We start from the raw sequence: 12,228 nt of genomic DNA, 5'->3' as shown, positions 1-12,228 counted from the left end.
GGCAATTTGGCGCCTCGCTGCAATTGCCGCGTTATGTGCGCAGCTCAGCCAGGGCTTCAGCCCGCAGCGTTCCGGCAATGCCGAACGGTTTCCTTGCGCACCTTTGGGCTGCGGGCTCAAGTCCTCGCTCAGGACGGGGAAGCCCCGAAGGGGCTTGCATGAGCTCAGCCAGGGCTTCAGCCCGCAGCGTTCCGGCAATTTGGCGCCTCGCTGCAATTGCCGCGTTATGTGCGCAGCTCAGCCAGGGCTTCAGCCCGCAGCGTTCCGGCAATGCCGAACGGTTTCCTTGCGCACCTTTGGGCTGCGGGCTCAAGTCCTCGCTCAGGACGGGGAAGCCCCGAAGGGGCTTGCATGAGCTCAGCCAGGGCTTCAGCCCGCAGCGTTCCGGCAATTTGGCGCCTCGCTGCAATTGCCGCGTTATGTGCGCAGCTCAGCCAGGGCTTCAGCCCGCAGCGTCCCGGCAATGCCGCGGAGACCTGTGCGGCAACATCGCGCACTTTTGGGCTGCGGGCTCACGTCCTCGCTCAGGACGGGGAAGCCCCGAAGGGGCTTGCATGAGCTCAGCCAGGGCTTCAGCCCGCAGCGTCCCGGCAATGCCGAACGGTTTCCTTGCGCACCTTTGGGCTGCGGGCTCAAGTCCTCGCTCAAGACGGGGAAGCCCCGAAGGGGCTGGCATGAGCTCAGCCAGGGCTTCAGCCCGCAGCGTTCCGGCAATGCCGAACGGTTTCCTTGCGCACCTTTGGGCTGCGGGCTCAAGTCCTCGCTCAGGACGGGGAAGCCCCGAAGGGGCTGGCATGAGCTCAGCCAGGGCTTCAGCCCGCAGCGTTCCGGCAATGCCGAACGGTTTCCTTGCTCTTCATCAATCGCCAGGCGAGCAGGCATATGAGCGGATTATTTTATACAGCCCTCCATGTGACTCGCTCTTCGCTACCGGATCGCCTCTGCCATTGGGAGGCGAAGGCGCGCCTGCGCGACGATTGCCGGTTGCGCGCATATTGCCGATGGCGCGCCGCTCGCAATGATCCTGCCGGCATCCAGCACTGCCCAGCGGGTGCAGAGCGCATATGCCCATTCAGTGTCGTGAGTGGCGATAACGACCGCCATTCCATCGCGGGCGATGTCGCCAATGATCTTTTGCAAAGCCTTTCGGTTGAGCGCATCCTGCCCGGATGTCGGCTCGTCGAGGAGCAGCGCGGATGGTTGCGACGCCAGCACAGCCCCGATTGCCACGCGCCGCTGTTCGCCCGCGCTCAAATGATGTGGCGAACGGTGGAGCAACGGTTCCAGACGGCACTGCTCGATCACGTGGCCGATCCAGGCGCGATCAACTCGCCGGAGCGCCCGTGGTCCCGCCTCCAGTTCGTCCTGCACCGTCGGCGCAAACAGCATATGTCCCGGCTGTTGTCCCACCAGACCGACACTGCGCGCGACCTCCCAGAGCGGACGTTGCCCGATTGCCTGTCCCTGAACACGCACCGTTCCGCGTTGTGGCCGAAGCAACCCGTTGCCCAGCTTGAGCAGCGTCGTTTTACCCGCGCCATTCGCGCCCAGCACCCCAACAATTTCCCCCGCCGCTGCCGACAGGTACGCCTGATGCAGCACTATCCTGTCGTTGCGCGCAAATGATACGTCATCCCAGTTAAGCGCTGGCGGTGTAACCGGTGCATTGTGCGGTGACGAATGGAGCGCACTGCCGTTCGGCGACGCCAGATCAAGCGCTCCATCAAGCGTCGGCGACATCGCATCTATCCCGGCAACATGCGCCAGGCGCGCCCATGGTGGCGCTTCTACTCCCCACTGTGACACATCGCCTGCCAGCACCGTTCGCGGCGCGCCATCTGCCACGATCCGACCTTCGTGAAGGACGATCAGGCGCGTCGCCAGGTCTGCTACGTCTGCCAGACGGTGTTCGGCAACGATAATGGCGACCCCCCGTTCATGGAGCATGCGCAATGTCTCGCGCAACCGCATAGCGCCGGCGGCGTCGAGAAACGCAAACGGCTCATCGAGCGCCAGCACCTGTGGATGGAGCGCCAGCACTCCGGCAATGGCTACCCGCTGCAATTCCCCTCCCGACAGTGTGACCGGTTGGCGATCAAGGAGCGGTTCAATCCTTAATAGCGCAGCAACCTCGCGGACGCGCGCAGCAATCGTCGCGCGGTCAAGCCCGTGGCATGCAGGACCGAGCGCCAGATCGCGGGCAACAGTTGTTGCCAGGCTCTGCGCTTCGGGGTTCTGCAACGCCAGCCCCACACTGCGGCTCAGAGCATAGGGTGGCGTCGAGCGAACATCCTGCCCCGCAATCAGGACGCGCCCGGTCAGATCGCCGCCGTGGAGGTGCGGAATGAGACCGTTGAGCAGGCGACAGAGGGTGGATTTGCCCGACCCGCTCGCGCCTGCCAGCACCACGAACTCTCCCGTTTCGATGGCAAGCGACACACGATCCAGGGCGAGCGTTCCGTCTCGATACCGATAGGTCGCCTCATCGCAGACAACCAATGGTCTCATTGCCTCGTGTCAGGACGTTCCAGGTAACCGGTTCGTCGTAGCGCAAGCAAGCCGAGCGCGCCCAGCACTGCGCCGACTAGCGATGAGAGCGCAAATGGGATAATCAGCGCCGTTGCGCCCATAGGTCGGTTCATAACATACGGCGCCACAACCAGTGCGCCGATCAGTGCGCCGATAATACCGGTGCCGATCACTTCACCCGCGACCGTCAACGGGATGTTTCGTGTGGCGCGATAGATCAACCCGGCGAGCAACACGCCAAAGATGCTGCCGGGGAATGCCAGCGGCGTGCCCAGACCGAGTGCATTGCGCACAATCGAAGTAACCAGCGCCACTGCCAGTCCCCACCAGGGACCGATGAGCGCTCCGGCGAGTACATTGACCATGTGTTGCACAGGGAATACTTTTGCGATTCCGACCGGGATGCTGATTGGCGACAATGCCACTGCCAGCGCCGTCAGCACGATGGCATACGCCAGTCGCCGCGTCTGACTGCGAACGATTGAGGTTGTTGCAGCCATAGGGTCTCTCCTTGTTTTTGGGGGTTATACCAATGACCTGTGACCATCCGGCATGGTCACCCCGAGCCGCGCGAGGGGTCGTGCGCGATCCGCGCCGATTCCGCGCTGCGCTCGGAATGACCAGCATGCGGCATCGTCAATCGTCATAGGTATTAGGGATGAGAATGAAGCGGGAACCCAAAACTGAGAAGCGCCTTTTCCCTGACCCCATACCACTTGTTTCGCGTTTCTCGCCTCCTTGTTCGACCTTCACCATTCCAGTTCTGCGATCCGCGCGCCTGCCGCCACCTGTTCTGGCGTCAGGTTGTAGATCTGGTCGAACAGCGCCGTCTTGAAACTGGCGGGACCATGGGCCTTTTCGGCAGCAAGTTCCGCCGCCAATCCGAACATCGCCAACCCACCCGCCGCCGCCAGCAGATAATCGCGCTCGACCGCAGCGAATGCAGCGACCATCGTCGTTGCCATACAGCCCGTGCCGGTCAGCGTTGTCAGCCAGATGTGACCGTTGCTGACAATGAAACCCCGTTCGCCGTCCGTGATAATGTCGCGCGCGCCGGTAAGCGCCACAACGGTGCGGTACGTCTGAGCCAGGGTGCGCGCAGCCGTCAACGGATTTTCCGGCGCAGCGATGCTCTCGACGCCGCGCATCTCGCCGCCTGCGCCGCTCAACGCGCCGATCTCGCCGCCGTTGCCACGCACCACCCCGATGTGGAGCGAGCGCAGCAACTTGAGGTTGGTCATCGTGCGGAGTTGCGTCGCGCCCGCGCCGACCGGATCGAGCACAATCGGAATGTCGAGTTCATTCGCCTGTCGCCCGGCAACTAGCATCGACTCGACCCAATCGGGCGAGAGGGTGCCGACGTTCAACACCAGTGCGCCTGCGTGCGTCACCATCTCGGCGACTTCCTCCACATCGTGCGCCATCACTGGCAACCCGCCCACATGCAATGTGACATTTGCGGTGTCGTTCATGACGACCAGATTGGTAATGTGGTGAATCAATGGTCGGGTTGCGCGTACACGGGCGAGCATCTCACCAATCCGTTGATTGATCGTGTCCATCGTTCGCCTCCTCTTGTCGTGTTGCGTTCCGTGCATCGGGGGCGCCCCGACCGGTGTCTCCAGAGAGCGCCCCTACCTTTGCGCTGCCACATCGCACAACGCTCGCGTCGCCGCTTCCGGGTCCGGCGCGCCAATGACCGCCGAAATCACTGCCACTCCTACGGCGCCTGCTCGCACAACCGATGCTGCATTTGCGACAGTTATCCCGCCAATTCCCAGCACCGGCAGATCGACCGCGCGCGCGATCTCTGTCAGCGGCGTGAGACCGATCGGCGGTCCGGCATCCGGTTTGCTCGGCGTGCCAAAGAGATCGCCGACGCTGACATACGTTGCGCCATCACGCGCTGCTTGCTGCGCCTGTTCCACTGTTGCGACCGATACTCCCAGAATGCGTGCTGGACCGATGATCCGTCGCACCATATCCGCCGGAATATCGTCCTGACCGACGTGAACACCATCGGCGTCCAGCGCCAGCGCCACATCGACGCGGTCGTTGACGATCAGGGGAACGCCAGCCGCGCGAGTCAGCGGCAGCAGCGCCTCGCCCAGGGCGATCATGGCGCGTGCGGGCACATCCTTGTCGCGCAGTTGAATGGCATTCGCGCCGCCACGCAACGCCGCATGCACAATGTCGATCAGTGAACGTTCACCTGCGGCGCGTCGGTCGGTAATAACATACACAATGCCTCTGCCGGACGGAAACGGGATCGGGTTGGTCAGAACCGATGGGGACGGATCGACTAATGTGGACCATGCCATGGCTGTTACCTCCTGGAGCGCCAGAATCAAAACTGCCGCTGACCCCACCAACGTGGATCAGCGGCAGACATTGTCTGGACACTTCCCTACGCTGGTATGACCCAGGTCAGGTTCAAAGGGTCTGCGACATCGGTAGGGTCGCACTCTCAGCCGGACTCATCCGGCTCCCCCAGTGGCGCCGCAGCGCGGCGCATTGGTGTTTAATTGTCAACCGGTAGTTAAAAATTATGATACACGATTTCCCACAAGATCGCAAGATGGTTTTACCAGACCAGCGCATGCTGCCGGATTGCCATCCGCTCCAGCCGCGCAATACGCTCTGTGGTTGGCGGATGGGTGCTGAACAGTTTCACAAGAGTGCCACCATCGAGCGGATTGATAATGTACAGGTTTGCCATCGCCGGATTGGTCGCAAGCGGCAGACGCTGCTTCCATGCTTCGATCTTGCGCAGCGCCGACGCCAGCGCCAACGGCGATCCGCTGATCGTCGCGCCGGCGGCGTCCGCCTCGAATTCGCGGGTGCGCGAAATCGCCAACTGGATCAGCGTCGCAGCAATCGGCGCCACCAGAATGAGCAGCAACCCGCTCACCAGACCTGCCAGACCGCTCTCCTCGCCGTCGTCCTCGTGGCGTCCAAAGCCGCCGAGGAGCAATGCCCACTGCGCCATATCCGCCAGGATGGCGACTGCGCCGGCGAACGTCGCCGCAATCGTGCTGATGAGCGTATCGCGGTTTTTGATGTGCCCCAATTCGTGGGCGATAACTGCTGCAACCTCGTCGTCATTCAGCAGTTGGAGCAGTCCGGTCGTGACGGCAACCGCACCGTGCTGCGGGTCGCGACCGGTGGCAAACGCATTTGGCGCCTCCGAGTCGATCAGATAGACGCGCGGCATCGGCAGGTTCGCGCGCTGCGCCAGGTGTGCGACCATCTGGTAGAGACGCGGCGCTTCGTACCGGCTGATTGCGCGCGCGCCGGCCATGCTCAACGCCAGTTTATCCGAGAACCAGTAGGCGCCGCCATTCATCAAGACGGCGAGAACGAATGCAATGATCATGCCCTGCGTGCCGCCGAACCACTGTCCCGCCAGGACGAGCAGCACCGTCAGCGCCCCCAGCAGAGCCGTAGTCTTCAGTGTATTGGTCAGTCTTGTCATGCTTAACCTCTCTCCAAATCTCCCTGCGCCCTCTCTATGCACAACAACGCCGGGCAGGGATGTCTCAAACTGCCCGGCGTTCGTGGGTCGAACGCCCATCCGTAGCCCGTCTGAGCCTGTCCCGGCTCGCAGGTCCTTCACATATCCCGCGCGTCAGGGCTGTGGACAGGCGTGCGTCGGCAGCCGACAATCATGCCGTCTGGATGGTGATGCGATGCGGTCGGGCATGCTCGACTTTCGGCAGCCGGATCGTCAGCACCCCATCCTTGAGTTCCGCCGAGATTTTCTCAGCGTCCACCGTTGCCGGCAGGCGGATGCAGCGCTCGATCTTGCCGCTGGTGCGCTCCTGGATGAGATAGTGCGCATCCTTCGGCTGCTCGACATGCACCTCACCACGGATGGTGAGCATGTTCTGTTCGAGCTGGATGTCCACTTTGTCGCTTGGAACGCCCGGCATGAGCGCCGTTACCATGTACGCCTCATCGGTTTCGTAGAGGTCCAATGGAATGCGCGACGTTCCAGCCCAACCGCCGAAGAGGCTGCGTGGCATCACCCAGCTTTCGTTCAGCAGTTGCTCGACGGCATCCGACAGTCGCAGTGCCTCAGCGAATGGCTCGAAACGGGTCAACGCAGTAGTCATTGGTCCTCACCTCCTTGTGACTTCCATGTGTTTCGTTATGTATATTAGCGCGTTTGTGTTAGAAGTGTGTCAGAGAAACGTTAGCGTTGGGTCAATGCTCGTTCGTGTGCAACACCCACGCTATTCCCTCCTCCACGGTGCGGAAAGCGCCATCGAGTTGCGCTTCGTAGGCGCGCCGCAGCAGCGCTCCCAGGCGCGGACCTGGCTCGACCCCCGCGGCGATCAGGTCACGCCCGCGCACCAGTGGCGCGGGGCGGTTTTTGGCTGCGCCCTCCGCCTCGGCAAGCGCCAGATGTGCTGCCGCCGGTCGCTCTGGCGGGAGTGGTGGCCGCCCGGAGGCGTCGGCTTCGACCAATCGTTCCCACTGCACCAGGGTTGCCGGCGTGAGACGATGTGCCAGGCGACGCACCACACGCGGTGTCGGCGGAGTATGGAGATGCGCCAGGTGCTCACGCACTAGCGGCGTCACCAGAGGTTCGAGCCAGTGCGGTGATCCGATACGCGCAAGAAACGCCCGGGTCAACGGTACACCTGCGGTTGCGTGACCAGGACTGCGCGGAATGCCGTCTTCCTCGACTATGGTTGTAGGAGGCTTGCCCAGGTCGTGACACAGCGCCGCAAAGATCAGCACCGCGCGGTCGCGCGCATCCAGCGCATCGCGTTCGGCAATACGCACTGCTGCGTCGCAGACGTAGAGTGTATGCAGCCACACATCCCCTTCGGGATGAAAGTGCGGATGTTGCGGGCATCCCTGTAATGCGGCAAGTTCAGGGTAGAGCGCCAGCCATCCCGATTCGTCGAGGGCGCGCAGTCCGGCAGACGGATGGGCGCCAAGAGTTGCCCATTTGTGCCATTCACGCCAGATACGGTCGAGCGGAAGACCGGCGGATGCGGGAAGCAGGGTGCGACAGAGCGCAGCCGTGTCTGGCGCCAGGCGCATGTTGAAGCGTGCCGCAAACTGCATCGCGCGCAACACACGTAGCGGATCGTCGCCGAACGCTTCGGATGTGTGGCACAGCCGCCGCGCTTCGAGGTCGGCGCGACCGCCAAAATAATCGACGAGATCGCCGGATGGCGTCAGCGCCAGCGCATTGATCGTAAAATCACGGCGCGCCAGCGCCTCGCGCGGCGTCAGAGACGGATCATACTCGGCTAACGCGCCAGGCTCCCCGGCGGCAGCCGGACGATAACGCGCCGGCAGCGCCACATCCACGTTGTACCCATCGAGCCGCAATTTCAGCACGCCGAACGAGCGCCCAACGGCATCGACCCGGCCAAACGGCGCAAGTGCAGCAGCGAGGTGCTGTCCATCAATGCCATAGACTTCCACATCGATGTCTGTTGGCGGCAACCCAAGCAGCAGATCGCGCACCGCTCCACCGACGAGCAGCGGACGTCCGCCGGCCCGCGCAAGCGCATCGAAGAGCGGCGCCAGCGTTTCGAGAAGCGGATGCTGCAATAGCGACATAGGCCTCTATGAAGGAGAGACTCTTCGCAGCCCCTGCGCGGGGCTGAGGGCATGGCTCCGGGCTTCGGCTTCTTCGTTCAGGGTGTGACAACCGCCCACCCTTCGCATCGCCGCCGGGCGGGCGATCATAATATCACAGCACCAGTAGCAAAATCAGCGCAATGATTGCCGCAACGCTCACGCCGGTCGCCCCCAGTGCAATAATCCGATCCCGGTTCAAAAAACGCCGGTCATCAGGCAAGATGTTTTCAAAGCCATAGATATACCAGCGGTAGAGCACCGGTTCGCGCGACTGACCTTTCTGTCCGGTGGCTTTTGCCGGTTTCCATTCATCGAGATCGAACACGATCTCGGTGATGGGAATAAAGCGCACAGTCACTTCGCTGAACAGAATACGCGTATCGGGATTCAGGCATGCTTCCGCCTCCTGAATCATTGCCTGAATGTTCGGCACAAGGCGCCATTCAGGACGAAACCCTCCGTTCTCCTGCTCACGATAGATAGTATGTTTCTTGCAGCGTTTTTCCAACCAATCTTCATCGATACGCGGTAGATCATCGCGGGCAGTCATCCTTTCCGCCCGGCGATGCCAGCGCAAGGTTTTGTGAACGACCAGGCGGCTGGTCCCATCGCAGCGTTTGCAGTGTAATCCGCCGCTTCCCTGGCAATCAGGGCACGGGATCAACCGTGGCGCTGCCGCAGCCTGTGCCGGGGCGGACGTCGCCGATTCAGCGGACACCGACGCACTTGTCGTCACGACGGGCGGCGTGGGGTCGGCTGGCGCCGGAATGCGCCGATTGCCGTTGCAGCGGGGACAGATCGTCCGCCCAATACCTTTACAATCATCACAGAGCACAACGCGCGTTGAACCGGGAATGCGCACCACGCCGCCGGGATCGTTCTCGAACCCTTTTGGCGCCGGAAGCGGCACCTCCCAGCGACCGGGTTCGCGTTCCAGTTTGTGGTTCGTCATCTGGTGATCCGGTTCTTCCGCCGTCTGCGCCGGTTCGCGCGTCTCATACAGCACGCGCAGGGTATACCAGTAAACGTTGCGATGCCCGATCTGCCTGATCGCCGCCATGCGCCCCAAAGACGGACGGCGCAGCCATGGTCGCGCATTGCTCCAGGCATTCAGCAAGCGGGCAATTTCGCGCGGGTCATTGAGTTCGCGCGCGCGCTTCAGCGCTTCCTGGATTGGCGCCTTAATCAGATCAGGCGCCAGCGTCTGTTCGACCGGATGTGGCTCTTCCGGCGGTGCTGCCGGAACCGGTGGCGCGCTGGCGGGTGCGCCGGCCATCACCTGCGTTGTACTGGTATGACGACGTAACACCTGTTCCAGCGCCTCGACCGCTGCCTGAGCGCTGGGATACCGTTTAGACGGGTCTGGCGCCAGCATGGCATGGATGACAGTGTCGAGTTCGGTTGGCAAGCCGGTCACCCCGCGGTCGCGCAGCGACATCAGTGGCACGAATGGTCCGCCATCCTCGCCGGGTCCTGGGATGTAGGACCAGGGCAGGGCGCCGGTGAGCATGACGAACAGCACAACTCCGAGGCTGTACAGATCGGAAAGATGAGTCACGGCGGTTGCCGAGGCAATGTGCTCCGGTGAAAAGAACCCCCGCGTTCCCATCACTTTGTGGACCGTCGTCAGCGACGTTTTGCCCGACTCGCGGGCAATGCCGAAGTCGGCAAGGAACACGCGCGCGCCATCCTGATCCACCAGAATATTTCCGGTCGAAATATCACGATGGATGACCCCGTGCGCGTGGGCATAGTCGAGGGCAGCCGCAGCGCAACGAAAGATGTGCAGTGCCAGGTCGAGCGGCAACCGTCCACGCTTACTGAGCAGATCGCGCAGTGATCCGCCCTCGACATACTCCATCACCGTGTAGTAGAACGGCGCCTGATAGCCGTGATCATAGATCGGCACAATGTGCGCGTGGCGGAGTTGACTTGTGATCTCCGCTTCGCGGGTGAAGCGCTCGACCCACTCGGATTCCTGTGAAAGGAGCACCTTGATCGCCACCTGACGAGCGCGAAGCGTGCGGTGACGCGCCAGCCACACAAGGCTCATGCCGCCTTTGCCGATCTGACGCTCCAGGTGATAATGACCGATCCATTCAGGAAGGTTGCTCATATGTAAATGTTCAACACTGCGTGCGCCGCCGCCTGCGCCTGCGTCATCATCGTCTCGCTCAGACGCTCTTTGACAATGGAAATGCTCGCCGGGTTCATGCTCAATTGTGACACGCCCAACCCGATCAGGAGCGGCGCCACATCCGGCGCACCGGCGCTCTCGCCGCAGACACACACCGGCAAACGAGCGCGAATGGCAGAGCCGACGGTCTGCGCAATCAGGCGCAGGATAGCAGCGGATGTCTGGGAGTATCGGGCAGACACATCGGCGCTCGTGCGGTCGGCAGCAAGCGCGTACTGCGCCAGGTCGTTGGTGCCAATGCTGAAGAACGCCGCCTCGCGCGCCAGCAGATCGGCAGTGATTGCTGCGGCTGGCGTTTCGATCATGACGCCAACAGGCACGTCAGCACGGTGAGGAATGCCCTGACGTGCCAGCGACTCGGCGGCGCTGTGGATCTGTTCACGTGCCCATGTCACTTCGTCCGGTATGGCGACCATCGGCAACAGGATACGCAGATCGCCGTGCGTTGCAGCGCGAAGCATAGCGCGAATCTGTGTCTGGAAGAGATCGGGCCGACGCATTGCCAGGCGCAGCCCACGGATACCGAGTGAGGGATTGGGTTCGTGCGGCAGGTCGAGGTACTCCACTCGCTTATCGCCGCCGATGTCCAGGGTGCGGATAATGACCGGGCGCCCTTCCATCATCTCGACTACGGCGCGATATGCCTCGTACTGTTCGTTCTCGTCGGGCGGAGTGCTACGCCCCAGGAAGAGAAACTCGGTGCGAAACAGTCCGATGCCTTCTGCTCCCTGTTCGAGGGCGATACGCGCCTCGAGCGGATGGTTGATATTTGCCCAGATGGTCACCGGCTCGCCGCTTGCCAGGCGCCCCGGTTGATCGCGTGACGGTTGTCGCCGAACCGGCGCCGTTACCAGCGCGGACGCGCGACGTTCGTAGGAGGACCATTCAAAGGCGTCAGGATCGACGATCAGCAGTCCCGTGTATCCGTCGAGCACCAGTGGCGCGCCATCGGGAACCGCCAGCGTTGCTGCGCCCAACCCGACAACCGCCGGGATGCCAAAGGCGCGCGCCAGGATCGTCGTATGGCTGGTCGGTCCACCCTCGGCAGTTGCGAATCCGGCGATCCGTCCATCGCGCAGGCTGACCGCTTCCGCTGGCGTCAGGTCATTCGCCACCAGAATGGCGCCGATCGGCAGATCGCGAATGCGGCGGGTTTCGCCGTGCAGCGCCGTCAGAATAGCGCGCCGCACGCTGTCGATGTCGCTGGAACGTTCGCGTAGATAGGGGTCGTCGATGGCATCGACGGCGTCGCGCAGCGAATCGATGGCGGCGATCAGCGCCTGCTCCAGACTGATGCGCCCCGCGCGCATACGCCGTTCTACGTCCTGCGTCAGGATTTCATCTTCAACCAGGAGCGCATGGGTGTCAAAAATGCGCGCCTCTTCGATGCGTCCTTCTTCACGCAACAACTCTGCCAGCGTGCGCATTTGCGTGGCAGCCATTGCCTGAGCTGCTGTGAAACGCGCCATTGCGGCATCGATGTCGGCATCAACCGCATGCCAGGCGTGGCTATCGGGGAGGTAGCGCACCGCACGCCCAAGCGCCACTCCCGGTGAACTCCCAGCGCCTCGAAGATAGATGGCCATTTATTCCTCGGCTGCGAGTTGGTCGAGCAATCTGGCCAGCGCCGTCACGGCTTCACGCTCATCTTCACCCTCGGCGCGGATCAATACCTGATGCCCCTGCGCTGCGCCAAGTTGCAGCAAATTCAACGGGCTGACCGGCAGCTCGACCGAAAATCTCCGGCTGATATTTCGTACCGTAATTCGGCTGCGAAACTCGCGCGTCTTGCGGTAAAAATCTGCTGCCGGACGCGCATGCAGCCCAAGGGGATGCCGAATCCTGACCACTCGCTCTTCCATGACCGTTATGAGGATGTGTGCTTACCCCTCTGTCTC

10 protein-coding genes and 1 riboswitch are annotated in these 12,228 nt (G+C 62.5%); all 10 genes read right to left on the bottom strand.

The features are described from left to right. Positions 1–927 precede the first annotated feature (927 nt). Positions 928–2,508 (bottom strand): ABC transporter ATP-binding protein, encoded by a 1,581-nt coding sequence (locus tag RCAS_RS21390; RefSeq protein ID WP_012122577.1) that lies wholly within the window; start codon positions 2,506–2,508, stop codon positions 928–930. Continuing rightward, complete coding sequence (gene thiW, locus RCAS_RS21385; protein ID WP_012122576.1) at positions 2,505–3,029, bottom strand: energy coupling factor transporter S component ThiW; 525 nt, start codon at positions 3,027–3,029, stop codon at positions 2,505–2,507. The genes RCAS_RS21390 and thiW overlap by 4 nt, the downstream gene beginning before the upstream one ends. A gap of 249 nt (positions 3,030–3,278) precedes the next feature. Next, positions 3,279–4,091: a hydroxyethylthiazole kinase gene (gene thiM / locus RCAS_RS21380; RefSeq protein ID WP_012122575.1), complete on the bottom strand. Its 813-nt coding sequence runs from the start codon at positions 4,089–4,091 to the stop codon at positions 3,279–3,281. A gap of 72 nt (positions 4,092–4,163) precedes the next feature. Next, the gene (thiE, locus tag RCAS_RS21375) at positions 4,164–4,850 is read right to left on the bottom strand and encodes a thiamine phosphate synthase (RefSeq protein ID WP_012122574.1); all 687 of its coding nucleotides are present in this window, start codon (positions 4,848–4,850) and stop codon (positions 4,164–4,166) included. A gap of 66 nt (positions 4,851–4,916) precedes the next feature. Next, a riboswitch (TPP riboswitch) is annotated at positions 4,917–5,031 on the bottom strand. Positions 5,032–5,113: 82 nt separating this feature from the next. Then, on the bottom strand, positions 5,114–6,004 hold the full coding sequence (locus RCAS_RS21370; RefSeq protein WP_012122573.1) for a zinc metalloprotease HtpX: 891 nt from the start codon (positions 6,002–6,004) through the stop codon (positions 5,114–5,116). Between the two features lie 190 nt (positions 6,005–6,194). Continuing rightward, complete coding sequence (locus RCAS_RS21365; RefSeq protein ID WP_012122572.1) at positions 6,195–6,644, bottom strand: Hsp20/alpha crystallin family protein; 450 nt, start codon at positions 6,642–6,644, stop codon at positions 6,195–6,197. Between the two features lie 91 nt (positions 6,645–6,735). Further along, positions 6,736–8,112, bottom strand: coding sequence for a CCA tRNA nucleotidyltransferase (locus RCAS_RS21360; protein ID WP_012122571.1), 1,377 nt, complete (start codon positions 8,110–8,112; stop codon positions 6,736–6,738). Positions 8,113–8,245: 133 nt separating this feature from the next. Beyond that, entirely contained in the window at positions 8,246–10,249 is a 2,004-nt protein-coding gene (locus tag RCAS_RS21355) for a serine/threonine-protein kinase (protein ID WP_012122570.1), read from the bottom strand. Further along, complete coding sequence (gene ptsP, locus RCAS_RS21350; protein ID WP_012122569.1) at positions 10,246–11,916, bottom strand: phosphoenolpyruvate--protein phosphotransferase; 1,671 nt, start codon at positions 11,914–11,916, stop codon at positions 10,246–10,248. Before ptsP ends, RCAS_RS21355 begins: the two co-directional genes overlap by 4 nt. Further along, positions 11,917–12,180 carry an HPr family phosphocarrier protein gene (locus tag RCAS_RS21345; RefSeq protein ID WP_232280092.1) on the bottom strand — a complete coding sequence of 88 codons (264 nt, stop codon included), beginning with the start codon at positions 12,178–12,180 and terminating at the stop codon, positions 11,917–11,919. It lies immediately after the preceding gene. Between the last annotated feature and the right edge of the window lie 48 nt (positions 12,181–12,228).

It is taken from the genome of Roseiflexus castenholzii DSM 13941, assembly GCF_000017805.1.
GTDB lineage: Bacteria > Chloroflexota > Chloroflexia > Chloroflexales > Roseiflexaceae > Roseiflexus > Roseiflexus castenholzii.
This window is presented reverse-complemented; position numbering and strand designations above follow the sequence as displayed.